The following is a 19491-nucleotide window of genomic DNA, read 5'->3' on the forward strand; positions in this document are numbered from 1 at the left end:
TCGCCGCATACGCGCTAGGGCAACCGCCGTTCGGTTTGCGCGTCGAAGAGGTGAATGTTGGCGGGCGCGAAGATCAGGCCGACCTTGTCACCCGCAGTCACACTCGATCGACCATTGAAGACCACCGAAAGCTCCGGCGTCGTTGCCATCGTCAGGAAACACGTCGCCCCTGTCGATTCGAGCAGCGCGACCGGGACAGAGAGAGCGCCTTTATCGGGCTCGGCAATCTCGATGTGCTCCGGACGCAGTCCAACGGTGAGGGCCTGCCCCGGTTGCACAGGCCGATCGAGGACGATCGTCTGTTTGACACCGACGTCGAGGATGATCGAGCGTCCATCCTGGCCGCCCACGGCGGGTATGAAATTCATCGCCGGGGATCCGATGAACCCGGCGACGAATTTGTTGACCGGCCGATCGTAGAGTTCAAGCGGGCTCCCCTGTTGTTCGATGACGCCATCGCGCATGATGACGACGTGGTCAGCCATCGTCATGGCCTCGATCTGGTCATGGGTGACGTAGACGGATGTGGCGCCCAACCGATCGTGCAGCGCACGGATTTCCTTGCGCATATGAACGCGCAGTGCTGCATCGAGGTTCGAAAGCGGCTCGTCGAACAAAAACGCCTTGGGATGGCGGATGATTGCCCGGCTCATCGCCACGCGCTGGCGCTGGCCGCCCGAAAGCTCGCGCGGATAGCGCCCGAGCAGATGGGTGAGCCCGGTGACGGCTGCGACTTCGTTTGCGGCCTTCTTGCGTTCGGCCTTGGCCACCCCCCTGATGCGCAGGCTGTAGGTCAGGTTCTCCTCGACCGTCATATGCGGATAGAGCGCGTAAGACTGAAACACCATCGCCACATCGCGCTTGCGCGGCGGCACGGCGTTCATCACCTCACCGGCGATCCTCAAGGTGCCGGACGATATGCTCTCGAGCCCTGCGAGGGACCGCAGCAGCGTCGACTTTCCGCAGCCAGATGGACCGACTAGCGCTGTAAAGCTGCCCTTGCGGATCGAAAGCTCGATGTCCTTCAGCGCGTGGTAGGCACCATAGTATTTGTTGACGTTGGTCAGTTCGATCTGGGCGGTCATTTGAGCGCTCCCGAGGTAAGGCCAGAGACGATGCGGCGTTGCAGGAGGACGAAGATGGCGAGGATCGGGGTCACGTAGATCGCCGCATAGGCCATGATGTTGTTCCATTCGTTGGTGTTCGGCCCCATGAAGGAGTTCAGCCCGACGCTTGCCGGCTGCAGTTCGACAGCCTGGATCATGGATTTCGAATAGACGAACTCACCGAAGGCCTGCATGAAGATCAGGATGGCGCTGACGAGAATACCATTGCGCGCGAGCGGCAGGACGATGTTGAAGAAGGCACCGACGCGCGAATTGCCGTCGACAAGCGCGGCCTCCTCCAGTTCCTGCGGCACGCTCATGAAGGTCGCGCGCACCAGAACCACGAAAAACGGCATGCTCTTGGCGGCAATCGCCAGGATGACCGCGAGCCTGGGGTAGTTGAGTAGTCCGATCTGGGAAAAGCCGACGAAGATCGGCGTCACCATCAGCGATGCCGGAAGCACCTGTAGCATGAGGACAAGGAAGAGGCCGATATCGACCCATATGTTGCGATAGCGCGCCAGGACATAGGCACAGCCGACACCGAGCACGGTGATGACCCCGACGGCGCCGCAGCCGATGACCAGCGAATTCCAGATATAGCGGCCCATGCTCCGGCTTTGCCAGACGTCGCCGAAAATGTGCCATTGAGGATCCGTCGGCCAAAAGGTCGGCGGGGTGGCGAACATCTCTGAACCGGATTTGATCGTGGTGATGTACATCCAGTAGAGCGGGAACAGGTAGACACCGGCGAGAACGATTGCGATTGCCAGCATCAGCCGGTCACGGGATACGGTATTCATCCGCGCACCTCATGCCGTGTCGAGCGCACGTAGACGACCGAGGCGATCATTACGAAGACGATCATGATCACCGAAATGGTCGCGCCCTTGGCGAAGTCGTACTGCCGGAAAGAGAGGTCCCAGGCCCAATATTGCGTGACGTTCGAGGCATTGTTCGGCCCTCCCGAGGTGATTGCCGCGAAAAGATCGAACTGCTGCAGCGTGAAAATCAGCCCCAGCGCGATGATCGCGCCGATGGACGAACGCATCATCGGCAGCGTGATCGTCCAGAAGCGTTGCCAGACATTGGCGCCATCGAGTTCGGACGCCTCGTAGAGATCGCGCGGAATTGCCGAAAGGCCAACGGACATCAGGATCATGTTGAACGAGGTGCCGAGCCAGATATTGGCGATGATCACTGCCCAGAGGGAAAAATCGGGGTCCGAGCGCCAGAAGATATTGCCGCTGATGAGACCAGTTTCACGCAGGATGAAGTTGAGCACGCCGAAGTCGCCGGAGAGGATCCAGTTCCAGATCGCGCCAACGACAAGTCCCGGCATCACCCACGATACCAGAAAGAGGCCGCGCAGCCACGAGGCGCCCGGAAAGTTCGTCCAGAAGAACAATGCCAGGCCAAAACCGACGAGGAACTGGCCGGCAATCGAGGCGATGACGAAGGTCGCCGTGTTGGCAAGGATTGGCCACGTTTCCGGCTGGGCGAACAAATCCCGGTAGTTCTTGAGGCCGACGAAAGGGCGCCAGAAACTGCCAAGGCTGAACATGTCGACTTCCTGGAAGCTCATGACGATATTGTAGAGCAGCGGCAGCCCGGACAGAGTGAGCAGGAACGCAAGCGGCAGGCTGACGAGGCCGATATCGAAACCGCGACCGTCGATCATGCTGGACAAAAATCGTTTCATGGGCTCCTCCGCCGCCGAGATGGCAGCCGACATCGGCGGCACGCGTCTCGACCTGCAAACTAGAACGACCGAACTGATGCCGACAGCCGGCACAAATTTCCTGGCTTTCCGCTCCAGCGCCTTAGTGCGGCGGAGCGCCCTTGATGCGGGCCGGCGAACGCACTTCAGGGAACGCCCAGAAGCGCTTCGCCCCATTCAAGAGGTTAGAGCGTTTCCGGCTTAGCCGCAGAACCGCTCCAGCTCTTTGTTTCACGCATTCCCTGACGGAAAACCGCTTCGCACTTTTCCTGGAAATGCTCTAGCCAAGGACCGCCTTTATCTTTTCGGCCGCCTGATCGAGCGCTTCCTTCGGCGCCATCTGCCCGGTCAGGGCGGCCTGGATCGCATCCTGGATCGCCTTGGAAATCTTCGGCCATTCCGGGTGCGGACCGCGCGGCTTTGCGAATTTGAGCTGCTCGTTGAACACTTTCAGGGCGGCGTCCTTGAGCGGCACGCCGGTTTCAGGAATGGCGATGTCGGAGCGGGCCGGCAGCTGCCCGAAGTCCTTGAACATGCGGTTGTCCTGGGAGACGAAATATTCGAGCACCTTGAAGGCTTCGGCCGGATGCTGCGTATTGGAGAAGATCGCCCAGTTGAAGTCGCCCATGGCCGAAGAGCGCTCCGCACCGACTTCAGGGACCGGTAGCAGTGCCACGCCCCAATCGAACTTCGCTTCGCTCACCATGCGGTCGAGCTCCCATGGCCCGGAGATCGCCATGGCGGCGTTGCCTGAATTGAAGGTGCCGGTCGAATCCCATTGGCCGCGCGTCAACGTATCCGGCGAGGCCAGTTTCTCGGTGATGATCGTCTTCCAGACCTCGAGCGCCTTGACCGCGCCGTCCGAGTTGATGTGCTCGTAGCTGCCGCCAGCCATCTGCGCCCAGGGCAGGAACTGGAATGTCCCTTCCTCGTTTGCCTTGGCCGAGAAGGCGAGACCATAGACGTTGGCTGCAGGATCCGTCAGCTTGCGCGCCGCATCGACCAATTCGTCCCAGGTCTGGGGCGGCTTGTCCGGATCAAGGCCTTTCGCCTTGAACATGTCCTTGTTGTAGTAGAGCGCAATCGTGTTGGTGGCCTTCGGCAGGCCGTAGTTCTTGCCGTCCCACATGGTGGAAGCGAGCGGCCCGGGGAAATAGTTCGACGTCTTCACCACCGTCGACTTGGCGATCATGTCGGTGAGATCAAGGAAGGCGCCGCGCGACGAAAACAGCGCATGCTCGGGATTATCGATGGCGATGATGTCCGGCGCCTGGCCGGTCGAATAGGCTCGCATCGCCTCGCTGACGACATCATCGAACTGGATCTGGCGATATTCGACCTTGATGCCGGCGTTCAACTTGTTGAAGTCCGATATCAGGTTCGGTGCCGGCTGGATGTCGCGATCAAGCGACCAGACGTTGATCGTGACGTCTTCGGCTTTGGCCGAGAGCCCGAACAAAGAGACACCTGCAAGGGCGAGAACGCCCAGGATTGCGGATCCGCGGATAGCCATTTTCTCCTCCTTTGGTTATCCCGCAGCCGGCATCCTCCATGCCGGCCGATATGCACACCTCAGACCGGATCGGCGACGAAGTCGCCGCCCCGGCAAGCCTTGAGATAGTTCAGGCCATGGACCTGGCCGGTCATCTCCAATGCGTCGCGGTAGACCGGATCGTGCCAGCCCTCGATGTCGATCGAGCCGGACCAGCCGGCCAGCCGTAGCTCGGAAATCACGTCGGTCCAATTGGTGTCGCCGAAGCCCGGCGTGCGCATGAAGACGAATTTCTCCTTGCCGAAGATGCCGTGTTCGCGGATGACGTCCCAGCGGATGGTCGCGTCCTTGCCGTGCACGTGGAAGATCTTTGTCGCCCATTTGCGGATCTGCGGCAGTGGATCGATCAGATAGACCATCTGATGGCAGGGCTCCCACTCGATCCCGATGTGGTCGTCCGGCGTCTCGTTGAAGATCAGTTCCCAGGCATCCGGATTATGGGCGATGTTCCAGTCACCGGTCTGCCAGTTGCCGTCCATGGCGCAATTCTCGAAGGCAATCTTCACACCCTTGTCGGCCGCGCGCTTTGACAGTTCGGACCAGATTTCCCTGTAGCGCGGCAGACTGTCGGTCAACGGCTTGCCGCGGATGCGGCCGGTGAAGCCGGCAACGCAAGTAGCGCCGAAATGATGGGCATTGTCGATGCAGTCTCGCCAACCCTGCAATGTCTGTTCGTCGATCGCGGTGGTCTCAAGCGGGTTTCCGAACATGCCGAGCGTCGAGATGGTGATGTCGCGGCCGCCGATCGCCTCCACGCAACGTTTGCCGAGCTCGGCAAGGTCCTGACCATTGGTCGTCTGCCAGAAGAAGGGTTCGAAGCTTTCGAAGCCCATTTCGGCGATCTGGTCGATGCGTTTGTCGGCACCGCCCTTGGTGGCCGAGATCATGGTGCCGATGCGAATGGATTTTGCAGGGTTCGTCAAGATGAGCTCCTAGGCTGCAATGGTGACGCGTTTGCCATCACGGGCGCTGTCGATCGCGCCGAAGACCATGGCAAGGCTCTTGATGTTGTCGCTACCGTCCGTTTCAGGCACGGTTCCCGTGTCGATCGCGCCGATGAAACGCTCGATGACACTCGCATGGCCGTGCGTGTCGGCACGGTCTTCAGCCTCGGGAACCGGGATTGGCTCGACCGCCCGCAGGAAACCTTCATGACCGCTGACGACATTGGCTTCGAAGCGTTCGCCGCCATCCCAGATGAGCGTTCCCTTTGAGCCGGTTATCCGCCACGCACTTTCCCAGCTGGTATTGGCGCCTTGCGCACACCAGGATCCGCGATAGGTGAAGGCGACATTGTCGGAGAATTCGAAGATCGCATTGGCTGCCGCGCCGTGGCGGTACCAGGAGCCTTGCGGATTGTATTCGTGGCAATAGACGGCAAGGGGATCCTTGCCTGACATGAAGCGCGCTGCGTCGAAGGTGTGGATGGCCATGTCGAGCAGCAGGACGTTGTCCATCTGTTCGCGGAAGCCGCCGAAGTGTGGACCGAGGAAGAAATCGCAATGCAACGCCGTCAGTTCACCGAGGCTGCCGGATTGGATGAGGCGGCGGATCCGGCGAACACCGTCGATGAAGCGGCGGTTCTGGACGATTGCATGCACTCGTGAAGCGTCAGCTGCGAGCCGGCGCAGTTCGCGCGCCTCATCGAGCGTGGCGGCCATCGGTTTTTCGCTGAGCACGTGGCAACCATGAGCCAGACCGGCTGCCACGACCGCGCGCCGCGCGGCTGGAACGACAACGTCAAACAGCAGATCGGCCCTGCTCTGGCGAAGGACTGCCGGCAGGTCTGTACCGATGATGATGTCGTGAAGCTTGAACTCGGCAGCGAGCGCTTGCGCCGTCGCCTGATCGAGATCGACGAGGCCCACGACCTCCACCTTCTCCCTCAGATAGTCGCTCTCCGTCAGAGCCTTCAGCCAACCTTTGGCCATAGCTCCGCACCCGCACAAAACGGCCCTGTGTCTCACGTGATTTCCTCCTGGAAACGAAAGCCGCAACTCCTCAATTGGCTTCCGTAAACGTTTACGATACTATGCGGCAAAGGGTTTTTGTGTCAAGAGGTGTGAAAATGGCCAGTCGCGGGTCTGGGGAGGAACGCGGAAAAATGAAGGGGATTCGCCAACTTGCCGAACACCTCGATATCTCGATCGGCACGGTCTCCCGCGCGCTGAACGGCAAACCCGACGTCAACGAAGAGACGCGAAAAAGAGTCCTCGAAGCAGCGGAATCCCTCGGCTATGTCGCCAACCAATCGGGCCGTGCGCTGAGGAAGGGGACGACCGGCGTCATCGGCTTCATGATGCAGACGGGGTCCGAAATCACCGGCCAGGGCGACACCTTCTTCATGAGCGTCTTCGACGGTGTGCAGACCGTCTTTGCTCGTCACAAGCTCGATCTGGTCGCCTTGCTCTGCTCCTCGCAAGAGGACCCGAACGACTATCTGAAACGCGTCGTCGCCCGCGGCTTTGCCGACGGCATCATCCTGTCGGCCACCCGGCGCCACGATGCCCGCTTCGAACTGCTGGCAAAGCGCAAGATCCCCTTCATCACGCTCGGACGAAGTCTGACCGATGTCGGCCAGCCCTGGCTGGACCTCGATTTCGAAGGCATGGCCGAGGCATCCATCGACCGGCTGGTTGCGCGCGGGCACAAGCATATCGCCGTCACCCGGCCGCACGACGACATGAACTTGGGCTATGTGTTCGAGGAACAATGCCGCGCCACCCTCGCCCGGCACGGCCTTAATCTCGACGCGCGTCACGTCTTCCGCTCGACGCCCAACGAGGCCGGGGGTTACCAGATCGCCCGGGAACTGAGTGCGCTTGAGACACGTCCGACGGCAATCGTCCTCATCAACGAGGCCATTACCGTCGGGCTTTATCGCGGACTGGTCGAAGCCGGAATAAAACCCGGGCGCGACCTGGCGATCATCGGGCGTCAAAGCCCGCATTCGCAGTTTCTGTCGCCACGACTGACATCGTTCAGCCTGTCGCTACGCGACCTTGGCATTGCACTTGCCGAATCCCTGCTCGCGACGATGCCGGCCTTTGCCGAGATCTACCGCGAGCGATCCGCGCGATGCCTGTGGCCCATGGATCTCGTTCCTGGTGAAAGCGACTGATCAAGCGGCTTCACGAAGCGGCCATCAGGCTTTCCGCATATGCCATCATCAAGGGCCCCACACCTTTGGCGTCATCCGAAACGATGGGTTCGGTGAGATAGTAGCTCGGTGAACCGTCGCGATAGCTGCCCTCGAAACCTCCAAGACCGGCGACATGGACAATGGTCGTGAAGCGGGTGGTCCCTTTGGCATCGGCAACGAGCCGGGTATTCAACAGCGCGTCAAGGGCGCGCTGCCCGGCCGCAGCCGCTCCCGCAGCAGTGTCCGCTTCGACTAGACCAAGACGAGCGGCGCGCAAGAGCGAATAGGCAAACATGACCGAGGCAGAGCTTTCGAGGTAGTTGCCCTTCAGATCCGGCGCGTCGAGCACTTGATACCAGAGGCCGGACGAGGCTGCCTGACGGGCCATGATCTCCTTTAGCAGCAAGCGGGCGCGCTGGCGCAACGACGCGGTCGCCTGGTCAACAGGAAGTGTCGCCAGAGCATCGACCACTGCCATTGCCAGCCAGCCCACGGCCCGGCCCCAGACAGCGGGAGACTTGCCTGTCACAGGGTCAGCCCAGCGCTGCTGGCGGCTGTCATCATAGCCATGAACATAGAGGCCGCGTGTAGTCGCCGTGAGTGCCAAAGCCGTTGAAAACTGCTGCAGCGCATCGGCGATCAGGTCCTTGCGGCCGGTCATCGTCGCATATTCGATCTGGAAGGGCAGTCCCATATACAGCCCGTCCAACCAGACCTGGTGCGGATAGCGCTTCTTGTGCCAGTAATTGCCGGCGGGAATGCGGGGGTGCGTCTCCAGCTGCCCGGCCAGCCGATCGGCGGCCAACCGGTAGCGCACATCATCGGCACCTTCAGCCAACGGGAACAAGGCGCGCCCGGCCAGGATATTATCGATATTGTATTCCTGGGGGTCGTAGCCCGAAAGTGCGCCATCGGCCGCGATCTGCTGATCGGCGAGACGATGAAGATGCGCCTTCCAGCGCGTTTCGCCTGTCGCATCAAAAAGAAGACTGAGGCCGCGATAGACGCATCCATCCTCGTAGCACCAGCTACCGCCCTTATAGTGGTTATAACGCTTGGCGAATTCGTCGAAATATTCTGTCGGGTTCACGAGAGCATCTCATCGAAAGGAAGGGACACGGGGGCAGCGCTCAACAAGGAGGGATCGTCGCAATCGACCTCTGCCCGCTCGCTGACAATCGTCTCATGGCGCATGGCTCGCACGCGATCGGCCATGATGGGTGGCGTTGCGACGGCCGCGGGATTGCTCGAGGTGATTTTAAGGCGGCGGATACGGACGTTGCGGATCGGGGCTTCGGGCAGTCCGAGAAACGCGCCTGCCGCATGGGCGAGCCCGCGGATCTCGACGTCTTCTATGGTGACGCCATCGATGAGCGGCGTTCCAGAATTGACGACCGCCGGCTCACGGGACTGCACCCAGTCATCGTGGCCATCGGCGTCGCAATGATAGTGAGCGTTGGCCGACAGCGCCGTTTCGACGCCATCGAGCAGTACGCGGCGCATTGCGATATTGGTGATCGACCCGCCGCGACCGCGACGGGTCTTCAGCCGCAGGCCGCGATCGGTGCCGATCATCTCGCAATCCTCGACGGAGACGTCATCGACGCCGCCAGACATCTCCGAGCCAATTACCAGGCCGCCGTGGCCACGCTCCATCAGGCAGTGACTGACACGGACGCCGCGCGTTTCGGCAAGGTGATCAGCCTCGCCGTTCGGGCCGCGTTTTCCTGCCTTGACGGCAATGCAATCGTCGCCGACTGAAAAGCGCACGCCCGCAATCACGACCTCACGACAGCTCTCAGGGTTGAACCCATCGGTGTTCGGGCTGTCAGCTGGGGCAACGATGGTTAGTCCGGCAGCGGTCAGCCGAGCGCAGCCTTGCGGATGGATCGTCCAGGACGGTGCATTGCGGATCGTAAAACCGAGCAGTGTCACATCACGGCAGTTGATAAGATGCAGGCCACGCGGGCGACGCGCACCATCACGCGTCTCTTTCGGCCAACTCCACCAATCGCCCCTGTCGCCAGATCCGTCGAAGACGCCCCTGCCCTCGATCACCAGGTTATCCGCCTGCACCGCGTTTACCGGGGCATTAAAGCAGGCGGCCGGCAGACCTTCCCAACTTCCAAGCATCCTACCGTTGTGATCGTGGGAAGGGAGAACAGGCCAGCCCGCGCGCAACGACGGCGCTTGGAGCGTCGCCCCTTCAGCGAGATGCAAGGTCATTTGACTTTTGAGCCTAAGTGGAAAGGACGTCCACAGGCCCGGACCGAGATGGAGCGTGCCTCCGGTTGGAACGGCTGCGACCGCTTCGCAAAGGGCCGCAGCATTGCTGCGCGCGCCTTCAATATCGTCAGGCGCAATATCGGCGACGAGTCCGAAATCGGTTGCTTCCACGACACCTGCGCAGGGCGCAGTCTGAAACGACAGCGGCTGAAATCCCTCCGCCTCGAAAAGATAACGGGTTGCCGGGCGAAGCCCGTGCAGAAGGGTGACGACCGTTTGGGCTTCTCCGTGTTGCAGGACGCCGGTCTCATCCGGGGATGAAAGCCGCCAGACCGTCCTCGATTTCAAACGGTAGAGGGCTCCGGGCTGCGGCAGGCATAGCGCCGCCGTTCGCGCCGAGCGCGCGATGATGGAAGGTCGGGTCATGTCGTGCCTCGTGTTGCGTGCCGCCAAGAGAGGACCCGCCGCGGCATCCGCGGCGGGCAGTATCAATGGTCAGTCGAACTCGGCCAGAACGTCGTTCACCGTGTCGATGATCTGTTTGGCGCCATCTTCTGCGCTGATCTGGCCATAGGCGTACTCCTCAAGCGTATCGATGAAAGCGGCACGAATTTCCGGGTGTTCATTGAAGGGCGAAACCATCGGCCCCGTGGCGGCCATGACGATCGCATTGGCGGCGCGAACCTCGGGTTCGCCCTTGTCGCCCAACCTGGCGGCGGCCGCTTTCGACGCGGGAAGACCGCGCGAGGTGCCTAGAGCATCGATGCCTTCCGGCTCGTTCAGGAGGCAGTTGACGATCTGCGCCGCCGCATCCTGGTTCTTGGAGTTCTTGGAGATCGAAAACACCATGGAAGGCTTGCGATAGACGCCTTCGGTAACCGCATCCGAAAGCTTCAGCATTGGTACAGGCTTGAGAACCTGACCATCCTTCAACGGGTCGGCATACTTGGAGTAAGTTGAATCCCATTCGTACGAGCCGGCGACCTTGCCTTCGGCCCAGGAGGGCTTTTCAAACAGATTGACGTTGCCGTCGGCGGCCTCCTCCTTCTGCGAGCGGATCGCGCCGGTTTCCACCAGCTTGCCGAGGAAGGAGATGCCTTCGGCGAGTTCCTCTGGCGTCCATGCTACGCGGTTGCTCGTCTGATCGACGAGATCCTTGCCAGTCTTCTGCACGACGGCAAGGGTCACCAGCAATTGGGCAGTCTCCTTCACCGCGTTGAAGGTGTAGTGGTCCTTGCCGAGCTTGTCCTTGATGGTCGCGGTTGCGGCGAAGAACTCGTCCCAGGTCTTCGGAATTTCGACGCCTGCCTTTTCGAAGGTCGTCGCGTTGAAGAAGAAGACACGACCCGTCGTCGAGACGGATAGCCCCTGCAGGACCCCATTCATCGAACCGGCCGCGAGATCGCCTTCCGTCCAGTTGGACAGGTCGATTGCCTTCAGCGTGCGAAGGTCGGCGAACCCCTCGCCATTCTTGGAAAACAGCGGCAGCCACGGCCAGTTGACCTGAACGATATCAGCTTCGGTCCTGCCGGCCATTTGCGTCGTCAGTTTTTCGAGGTAGCCGTCGAAGCCGGTGAACTCGCCCTTGACCGTGTGGCCGTATTTCTGGCCGCAGGCAGCTGTCGCCTTTTGAGTGGCTACGTGACGACTATCACCGCCCCACCACGCCATGCGCAGTTCGGCGGCGCCAGCGGTGGCACCGAACGTGAGCGCGCCATAGGCGACGCCGGTCAATGCAAGCAAGGTTTTCGCAGTCTTCATGGTTCTCCTCCTTCTTGGTGTATGGCCCAACGCCGCCTCCTCAAAGCGACACGTTGCGACCGTCAGTCTTGTCGAAAATGTGCAATCGTTCCGGATCGGGACGAAGGCGGATGATCTCCGACCCTCCCAGTGCCTCGAACTCGGCTGCGCCGACGACGCTCACCACCTTGCGACCCTCGAGATCAGCGTGGAGATAGACCTCGTGCCCCATGAACTCAGCATTAGTGAGCTTCGCGGTGAGCGCCGGCCCGTCCGCCGCCAGCGATAGATGCTGTGGTCGGGTGCCGATCACGGCTTCTGTCGGGCGGGCCGAAAGCCGGCCTTCAAGGTGTGGTCCGAGCGGCAAGGTCTGGCTGCCGATCGAAAAGGACGATCCGTCGAGCCGGGCGTCGACAAGGTTCATTTCCGGACTGCCAATGAAGCCGGCAACGAACAGGTTCGCCGGGCGATCGTAGAGTTCCTTGGGCGTGGCCACCTGCATGATGTGACCCGCCTGCATAACGCATATGCGATCCCCCATCGTCATGGCCTCGGTCTGATCATGCGTCACGTAGATGACCGTCGACGACAAGCCCTCCGCTTTGAGCTGGCGATGCAGGTCGGTTATGCGGACGCGCATCGAGGCTCGCAACTTGGCGTCGAGATTGGATAGGGGCTCATCGAACAGGAAGACGCCCGGCTTCTTGATGAGCGCGCGACCGAGAGCCACGCGCTGGGCCTGACCGCCTGAAAGCTGCTTGGGAAGGCGGTCGAGAAGCGGCTCGATCTCAAGAATCTCGGCCACTTGCTTGATCGCGGCCTCGATCTCCGCCTTCGGCTTGCCGGCGATCTTGAGCCCGAAGGCCAGGTTGCCGCGAACCTTCATATGAGGGTAGAGGGCGTAGTTCTGGAAGACCATGGCAATTGAGCGCTTGCCCGGCGGCAGATCGTTGACGCGCCGATCCCCAATGAGGACTTCCCCGCCGGAAATCTCCTCAAGTCCAGCCACCATGCGCAGCGTCGTCGATTTGGCGCAGCCCGACGGACCGACGAAAACCATGAACTCGCCGTCGTGGATGTCGAGATTGATGCCATGGACCGCCTTGAAGGCGTTGCCATAGACCTTTTCGAGATTTTTCAGTTGAACCTTAGCCATGTTCAGCCCTTGATCCCCCCGGAGGAGATCCCTTCAATGAAGTAACGTTGCGCTGCAAAGAACACGATCAGCGCGGGGGCGATCGTGAGCACCGACATCGCGAGGATGCGGTTCCATTCGAAAGCTTCTGTCGTGTCGATCGAAAGCTTTAGGGCGAGGCTGACCGGATACTTGTCCACCGAGGACAGATAGATCAGCGGCCCGAGGAAATCGTTCATGGTCCACATGAACTGGAACAGGCACACCGAAATCAGTGCCGGGGCGAGCATCGGGACCACGATATAGATCAGCGTCTGGATGCTGTTGGCACCATCCACCCGTGCCGCCTCCTCCATGTCTGTTGGCAATGAGCGCAGGAATTGCACCAACATGAAAACGAAGAAGGCGTCGCCAGCGAGTGCCGACGGCACCCAGAGCGGCAGAAAACTGTCGAGCCAGCCAAGATCACGGAACAGGAGATATTGAGGAATGCGGGTAACGACATTGGGCAACAGCAGGATTGCGATGACCGAGCCGAAGAGGATCTTCTTGAACGGGAAATCGAACCGGGCGAACGCATAGGCCGCCAAGGTGCAGGAGATGGCCGTCCCGATCACCTTTGGCAGGATGATCAGGAAGGAATTCCAGAAGAACCGGCCGAACGTATAGGGTGTCGATGTCTGCCAACCCTTGATGTAACCTTCGGCAGTCGGGTTCTCCGGCAGGAAGCCTGCACCTGCGAAGATTTCGGAATTTGTCTTGAAGCTCGCGCCAACCAGCCAGATGAGCGGATAGAGCATGACGAAGCCGACTGCAAAGAGCAGGACATAGCGGACTGCCGTCGAGACGAGACGGAGCCTTGCCCTGCGGGCGGCCTGGAGATCGTTGAAGGTTGCAAGATCGGTCATTTGCGGTCAGCTCCTCTTGTCGCCTGCGTAAAAGACCCATTTCTTCGATGACCAGAAGGCAACGAGGGTCAGGACGGTGACGATGGTGAAGAGCACCCATGCTATGGCCGAGGCATAGCCCATGTTGAACTTCTTGAAGGCCTCGTCGTAGATGTAGAGCGGCAGCAGATACGTCGCCTTCAGCGGACCACCCTGCGTGATGATGTAAGGTCCGTTGAACTCCTGGAAGGCTTGAACCATCTGCATGATGAGGTTGAAGAAAATGACGGGGGTCAGCAGTGGCAACGTGATGAAGAAGAAGGTGCGCACCTTGCCCGCGCCGTCGATGGCTGCCGCCTCGTAAAGCGACTTGTCTATCGACTGCAGGGCGGCGAGGAAAATCACCATGGCTGATCCGAACTGCCAGCATCGCAATAGCGTAATCGTGAACAGCGCGTTCGTCGGATCACCAAACCAGTCAACCGGAGAAAAACCGACCGTCGTCAGCGCCATGTTGGCAAGTCCCTCCGTGGCGAAGATGTAGCGCCACAAAACGGCAATGGCGATCGAGCCGCCGAGGATGGAGGGAACGTAGAAGGCGGTTCGGAAGAGACCGATGAACATCAGCTTGTAGTTTAGGATCGCGGCGATGAAGAGCGCGAAGGCAAGCTTCAACGGTACCGTCAGGAACACATAGAGCAGTGTGACGTTCAGCGACTTCGTGAAGGTGCGATCGCGTGTGAAGAGCCGTTCGTAATTGGCAATCCCTGTCCACCGAGGTTCGCTCATAAGGTCATAGCTGGTAAAGCTCAGGTACAGCGACCCGATGAAAGGGATCGCCGTGAAGACCAGAAGACCAATGATATATGGGGCGAGATAGCCCAGCCCCATAAGGCGCTGCATCTTCATGACATCCCTCCCGGGCAGCCCTTGAGCGCAGCCTGCATAGATGCAATTTTGTACAAATCTGGCTCCCAATTCGGTGCAGGAAGAATGGGCGGAATGCCACGTTTCTATACCACGAACCGATCTCCTCCCCAGAAGACACGGTTTATTCGGTGACATTGGGCTATTTTCAGATCAGAATGAATTCACAAAGGGAAGGAAAAAGATGGACGAAATCGAAGGTGGTATTCTATCGGCGATTCCCGCCGCGGCGTTGACTCTCAACTTGACGCGCGCGGCGATCCGCATGGAGCATTCGCAAACCTGGCGGATCGACAAATCCAATCCGGTCGACGATCTCGTCATCTGCCTTGAGGGCCGCGGTCATTATCTGATCGACGGCGAACCACGTGTGATGGAGCGGGGCGACGCCATGCTGATCAGCGGCGGCCAACACTTCATCGGCTGGAATGAAGGGCGCGAAACCTATATCGGCGTGGCGCAGCACTTTACGCTCGACATCTATGGTCGTCACAATCTCATCGAGCAGATGCAACTAAGGCCCAAACTGCATCTGAGCCGCTGGCCGTTTCTGGAACCGATTGCCCGTCACTATCGTCAGAGCGCGCCCCCTTCCTCGGTATCGCTCGGCCAGCACCATCTTTTCATGGTCCTTCTCATCGCCTTCATCGAGGATGCGTTTCTCGGGTGGCGCGACCACGCGACCTACCAGCCGGAGGGCGCGGATGCGATTGACCTTGCGGTGATGAAGGCAGCAACGATGATCTCGGCCAACCCGCTCGAAAACGACATCGCCGTGAGGGCGGTCGATGCTGCACCCTACAACTACGATTATTTTCTGCGCGAATTCCAGAAGCGCGTCGGTCGCACACCACGCAAATACCAGGAGCTCAAGCGAATGGAGCGCGCGATGCATTTTCTGGAAGGAGGTCTTTCGGTTGCGGCTGCGGCTGCGGAGGTCGGCTATGCAGACCCCTATTATTTCTCGCGCATGTTCAAGCGCACACTTGGGCTCAGCCCCCGCGACCACCTGAACAAGGTTCATCAGAGCCGCCATGGCGACTTGATGCAACTCGACGAACCGGAGCAGGAAATCCGCCTTGCAACCGCCCGCACGATCGAGAAGCGATAAACGGCCGATCGATATTATGAAGCTAGCGGGCCAGGACCCCTTAGATCCATCGGAGCCAACCTAGTTCACGGGCACGCTGCGTCTAAAGCGCTGCTTTGCAAACGCAGTACGCGTGGCTCCCTGGAAGACTGCGCTCGTTCGTTTCAAGATTGGAGCATCTTGAATTCGACGAGGGCATCACGATTGATCTCGATCCCCAGACCTGGACCATCTGGAATAGTGACGACGCCATTGACCGCCTCCAGTGGTGTCTTAAGCACCGCCTGTCGGAATGGGTTCTCCGTTCGGTCGAATTCCAGGATCGGCTCGATCGGATTGGCGCGGACCGGATCGGGCACCATCGCTGCCATGAATTGCAGTGCCGCGGCGATCTGCACGCCTGTCCCCCAGACATGTGGCACGACGCGGATACCATGAAGTGTCGCCAGGCTTGCGATCTTCTGCGCTTCGGAAAAGCCGCCGCAGCCGCAGAGATCGGGCTGGAGAATGTCGACCGCACGGGCATCCAGCGCCTGCCACATGCCGAACCTTGTATGCCAGGTCTCGCCACCCGCAACGGGGATCGGCTGACATGTGCGAACCTCCAGGTAGGCCGACAGCTGTTCGGGCACCACCGGCTCCTCGAACCAGTCGATATCATACTCCGCTGCTGCTTTGCCGAGCCGGATCGCTTCGGTGACGGTGTAACCGTGATTGGCGTCGATCATCAGGCGCATTTCGGAGCCTATCGCCTCGCGAACAGCGCGGATCACGCGCAGATCCTCGTCGACGCCGAAACCAATTTTAATCTTGCAGGCGTGGAACCCCTGTGTGCGGCGCTCCGCCATTTCGTTGGCGTTGTCGGCAACCCGATCGACGCCGTCGCGCTTGAAGCTACCCGTGGCATAGGCGCACACGCTTTGCCGCCAGCGTCCACCAAGCAGCATGGAGATCGAGGCGCCGTAGTGCTTGCCTTTGATGTCCCACAACGCGATGTCGATGCCCGACAGTGCGGTGACGGTGAGACCACGCTGTCCCTGATCGCGCAGTGCATTGTAGAGCACGGCCCAGATTTTCTCGGTTGAGCGCGGGTCCTGACCGATCAGCCAGGGCGAAAAGGCTGCGACCACCGCCGCGTTGGGTTTTGCCGGACCGAGACATTCGCCCCAGCCGATCGTTCCATCATCGCATTCTATCTCCACCAGGACATGAGCACGGCGGTCAAAGCGCATCGAGGCGCTTTCGAACGGCGTGTCGAGCCGGTGTTCCAAGAGATGCGTGCGAACGGCGGTGATCTTCATGCATTCCTCCGGAAGTCGCGGTATCAGACCTTGCGTTTCTGCCCGCCGATGAGCTTGTCGAGCATGCCCAGTTCCTCATCCGTCAGGTCCACCAGCGGCGCGCGCACCGGTCCGGCGTCGAAGCCCTGCAGCCGGACGCCGGCCTTGATCGCCGAGACGGCGTAGCCCTTCACCCGGTTGCGGATCGCCATGAACGGATAGAAGAAATCCACCAGGATGCGCTCGCAAGTAGAGCGGTCGCCGGCGCGCAGTGCCACGTAGAACTCGTTGGCAAGGCCCGGTACGAAGTTGAACACGGCGGATGAATAGGTCGTGACGCCGGCGCCGAGATAGGCTTCGGCAAAAAGCTCGGCCGTGGGCATGCCACCCAGATACATCAGGCGATCGCCCATCTTTGCGGTAACCTGGCGCAGAAGCCCGATGTCCCCCGTGCCGTCCTTGAAGCCGATCAGGTTCGGGCATTCGTCGCACAGCCGGGCAAGCGTATCGGCCTGCAGCACCGAATTGTCACGGTTATAGACCATGACGCCGATACCGACCGACTGGCAGACTTTCTTGATATGGGCATAGAGCCCATCCTGAGGCGCATCGATAAGATAGTGCGGCAGTAGCAGGATGCCGTCGGCCCCAGCCTTCTCGACCGAACGGGCGATATCCACCGCGATTTCGGTGCCGTAGCCACAACCCGACACGATGGCGGTTTCGCCTGCAGCCTCCTTGGCGGATGCGACGATGCCTGGGATTTCATCTGGCCGCAACGAGAAGAACTCCCCCGTGCCACCGGCTGCGAAAAGCACCGGGGCCTTGTAACCCGCGAGCCACTCGACATGCGCCTTGTAGCTTTCTGGCGCAAAGCGGCCTTGCGCATCGAAATGCGTGACCGGGAAGGAAAGAAGGCCGGAGCCAAGAGCAACCTTGATTTGTTCGGGGGTCATTGCAGTATTCCTCTGTGCATTCAACTGACCGTAGCCATAGCTAGACATCATACATATGTCAATAAGTCATCATACAAGTTAAATGACAAATTGCCACGAGCCGTCGATCAACGCGCCAACCAGCCGCCGTCGACATTGAGGACCGCACCGTGGACGTAATTCGCCGCTGGCGAGGAGAGGAAGACCACCGCCCCTGCGATGTCCTCTGGGCGACCCCAACGATTGGCAGGGATGCGATCGAGGATTGCCTTGTTGCGGGCGGCATCGGCGCGTAGCGCCTCGGTATTGTTGGTCTCAATGTAGCCGGGGGCAACTGCGTTGACATTGATGCCCTTCGCCGCCCATTCGTTGGCAAGCAATTTGGTGAGACCGGCGACGCCGTGTTTTGCGGCCGTGTAGGAGGGAACGCGGATACCGCCCTGGAAGGAAAGAAGCGAAGCGATATTGACCACGTTTCCAGACCGCTCCTTGGCCAACAACTCCTTTGCGAACGCCTGGGTCGTGAAAAACAATGCCTTCAGGTTCACGTCGACGACCGCGTCCCAGTCCTCCTCGGTGAAATCCACCGCATCCGCCCGTCGGATGATGCCGGCGTTGTTGACGAGGATATCGATGTCCCGGCCGACAAATATGTCTTGTGCCGCCATGGGATCCTTGAAGTCGAGCTGCATGCCACTCGCCTTGCCGCCGGCCCTGCCGATCAAATCCAGAGTTTCGTCGGGCGAGCGGCGGGCCGCGCAGATCACCTCGGCGCCTGCGGCAGCAAGTCCTGCCGCAGTCGCTTGACCAAGTCCGGTATTCGATCCCGTGACAAGAGCTTTACGCCCTTGAAGCGAAAAGGAATTTATCATTTCAGATCCTCCGGTTGGATGAAGTCCATGTCGGTGTAGTCGACGTTGTCGCCAGCCATGGCCCAGATGAATGTGTAGGAGCCGATGCCCGCGCCGGAGTGGATGGACCAGGGTGGGGAAAGCGCGCCTTGCTCATTCGAGATGAACAGGTGGCGGGTCTCCTGGGGCTCGCCCATCAGGTGAAGCACCCGGGATTTTTCATCCATACCAAAATAGAGATAGGCCTCCATGCGACGGTCATGGATATGCGAAGGGATGGTGTTCCAGACGGAACCGTCCTCCAACGTGGTATAGCCGAGCACCAGTTGGCAGCTTTCCATCACGAGCGGATGGATGAACTGATTGATGGTGCGCTTGTTGGAGGTTTCCGATGCGCCCATCTTCACTTCCTTGCTTTCGGCGGCCGTGATGAGGCGCGCCGGCAGGCTGCGATGGGCCGGGCAGGACGTGATATAGAACCGGCCCTTGCCAGCAAAGGTGACCGCCCCCGATCCGGCACCGAGATAAAGCACATCGCCCCGGTTCAAGGTATAGGTCTGCCCGCCGGCGGCCACAGTACCGGTCTCGCCAATGTTGACGATGCCCATTTCACGGCGATCGAGAAACAGCGGGGTCTTCGTTTCCTCCACCTTGTCAAGCGTCAGGGGCGCATCACCCGGCACCGCTCCACCGATCACGAAACGATCGTAGTGGGTGTAGACCAGTCGGATCTCTCCGGCCCTGAACATATCCTGGGCCAAGAAATGCTTTCGAAGTCCGGATGTATCGAGTGTTTTGGCATATTCCGGGTTGACCGCCTGCCTTGTTTCAACAGTCAGCATAAATTCCTCCTTCAAGTTGTCGACAACATATAATATGTGTTACCGTTATTGTATGATA

Annotated in this window: 18 protein-coding genes; 2 read left to right on the top strand and 16 right to left on the bottom strand. The window is 60.0% G+C overall.

The window, feature by feature from the left end; translation table 11 throughout:
* Nucleotides 1–14 precede the first annotated feature (14 nt).
* The 6 genes from C6558_RS06755 to C6558_RS06785 form a co-directional block, all read right to left on the bottom strand.
* A complete protein-coding gene (locus tag C6558_RS06755) occupies nt 15–1085 on the bottom strand; it encodes an ABC transporter ATP-binding protein (protein WP_107027031.1) in 1071 nt (356 codons plus the stop codon).
* Nucleotides 1082–1909, bottom strand: a complete 828-nt coding sequence (locus C6558_RS06760) for a carbohydrate ABC transporter permease (RefSeq protein WP_107027032.1) — start codon at nt 1907–1909, stop codon at nt 1082–1084. The genes C6558_RS06755 and C6558_RS06760 overlap by 4 nt, the downstream gene beginning before the upstream one ends.
* Nucleotides 1906–2808 carry a carbohydrate ABC transporter permease gene (locus tag C6558_RS06765; RefSeq protein ID WP_057221109.1) on the bottom strand — a complete coding sequence of 301 codons (903 nt, stop codon included), beginning with the start codon at nt 2806–2808 and terminating at the stop codon, nt 1906–1908. The genes C6558_RS06760 and C6558_RS06765 overlap by 4 nt, the downstream gene beginning before the upstream one ends.
* A 298-nt stretch (nt 2809–3106) precedes the next feature.
* Nucleotides 3107–4339, bottom strand: a complete 1233-nt coding sequence (locus C6558_RS06775) for a sugar ABC transporter substrate-binding protein (RefSeq protein WP_057207060.1) — start codon at nt 4337–4339, stop codon at nt 3107–3109.
* Between the two features lie 59 nt (nt 4340–4398).
* Nucleotides 4399–5301 carry a sugar phosphate isomerase/epimerase gene (locus C6558_RS06780; protein ID WP_025430391.1) on the bottom strand — a complete coding sequence of 301 codons (903 nt, stop codon included), beginning with the start codon at nt 5299–5301 and terminating at the stop codon, nt 4399–4401.
* A 9-nt stretch (nt 5302–5310) separates the two neighbouring features.
* The gene (locus C6558_RS06785; RefSeq protein WP_107027034.1) at nt 5311–6345 is read right to left on the bottom strand and encodes a Gfo/Idh/MocA family protein; all 1035 of its coding nucleotides are present in this window, start codon (nt 6343–6345) and stop codon (nt 5311–5313) included.
* A gap of 137 nt (nt 6346–6482) precedes the next feature.
* Here C6558_RS06785 and C6558_RS06790 point away from each other — a divergent pair, with 137 nt between their 5' ends.
* The gene (locus tag C6558_RS06790) at nt 6483–7499 is read left to right on the top strand and encodes a LacI family DNA-binding transcriptional regulator (protein WP_107027035.1); all 1017 of its coding nucleotides are present in this window, start codon (nt 6483–6485) and stop codon (nt 7497–7499) included.
* Nucleotides 7500–7509: 10 nt separating this feature from the next.
* On the opposite strand, the gene C6558_RS06795 is transcribed toward C6558_RS06790, so the two are convergent.
* The 6 genes from C6558_RS06795 to C6558_RS06820 all read right to left on the bottom strand — a co-directional run bounded on the left by C6558_RS06795 (nt 7510) and on the right by C6558_RS06820 (nt 14417).
* Nucleotides 7510–8610 (bottom strand): glycoside hydrolase family 105 protein, encoded by a 1101-nt coding sequence (locus C6558_RS06795; protein WP_107027036.1) that lies wholly within the window; start codon nt 8608–8610, stop codon nt 7510–7512.
* Entirely contained in the window at nt 8607–10172 is a 1566-nt protein-coding gene (locus C6558_RS06800; RefSeq protein WP_107027037.1) for a glycoside hydrolase family 28 protein, read from the bottom strand. The genes C6558_RS06795 and C6558_RS06800 overlap by 4 nt, the downstream gene beginning before the upstream one ends.
* Before the next feature lie 69 nt (nt 10173–10241).
* Nucleotides 10242–11507: an ABC transporter substrate-binding protein gene (locus C6558_RS06805; protein ID WP_025430396.1), complete on the bottom strand. Its 1266-nt coding sequence runs from the start codon at nt 11505–11507 to the stop codon at nt 10242–10244.
* Nucleotides 11508–11547: 40 nt separating this feature from the next.
* Complete coding sequence (locus C6558_RS06810) at nt 11548–12642, bottom strand: ABC transporter ATP-binding protein (protein WP_107027038.1); 1095 nt, start codon at nt 12640–12642, stop codon at nt 11548–11550.
* 2 nt (nt 12643–12644) lie between these two features.
* Nucleotides 12645–13529 carry a carbohydrate ABC transporter permease gene (locus C6558_RS06815; protein WP_057221117.1) on the bottom strand — a complete coding sequence of 295 codons (885 nt, stop codon included), beginning with the start codon at nt 13527–13529 and terminating at the stop codon, nt 12645–12647.
* Nucleotides 13530–13535: 6 nt separating this feature from the next.
* Nucleotides 13536–14417: a carbohydrate ABC transporter permease gene (locus C6558_RS06820; RefSeq protein ID WP_107027039.1), complete on the bottom strand. Its 882-nt coding sequence runs from the start codon at nt 14415–14417 to the stop codon at nt 13536–13538.
* 202 nt (nt 14418–14619) lie between these two features.
* On the opposite strand from C6558_RS06820, the gene C6558_RS06825 reads away from it, so the two are divergent.
* Nucleotides 14620–15546: an AraC family transcriptional regulator gene (locus C6558_RS06825; protein WP_107027040.1), complete on the top strand. Its 927-nt coding sequence runs from the start codon at nt 14620–14622 to the stop codon at nt 15544–15546.
* A 143-nt stretch (nt 15547–15689) separates the two neighbouring features.
* Here the strand turns inward: C6558_RS06825 and C6558_RS06830 are convergent, their stop codons facing one another.
* The 4 genes from C6558_RS06830 to kduI form a co-directional block, all read right to left on the bottom strand.
* Nucleotides 15690–16826, bottom strand: a complete 1137-nt coding sequence (locus C6558_RS06830) for a mandelate racemase/muconate lactonizing enzyme family protein (RefSeq protein ID WP_107027041.1) — start codon at nt 16824–16826, stop codon at nt 15690–15692.
* 23 nt (nt 16827–16849) lie between these two features.
* Nucleotides 16850–17761, bottom strand: a complete 912-nt coding sequence (gene kdgD, locus C6558_RS06835; RefSeq protein ID WP_107027042.1) for a 5-dehydro-4-deoxyglucarate dehydratase — start codon at nt 17759–17761, stop codon at nt 16850–16852.
* Nucleotides 17762–17868: 107 nt separating this feature from the next.
* A complete protein-coding gene (gene kduD / locus C6558_RS06840; protein ID WP_107027043.1) occupies nt 17869–18612 on the bottom strand; it encodes a 2-dehydro-3-deoxy-D-gluconate 5-dehydrogenase KduD in 744 nt (247 codons plus the stop codon).
* Entirely contained in the window at nt 18609–19433 is an 825-nt protein-coding gene (gene kduI, locus C6558_RS06845) for a 5-dehydro-4-deoxy-D-glucuronate isomerase (protein ID WP_057216783.1), read from the bottom strand. The genes kduD and kduI overlap by 4 nt, the downstream gene beginning before the upstream one ends.
* Nucleotides 19434–19491 lie beyond the last annotated feature (58 nt).

It is taken from the genome of Ensifer sp. NM-2, from assembly GCF_003024455.1.
GTDB classification, from domain to species: domain Bacteria; phylum Pseudomonadota; class Alphaproteobacteria; order Rhizobiales; family Rhizobiaceae; genus Ensifer; species Ensifer canadensis.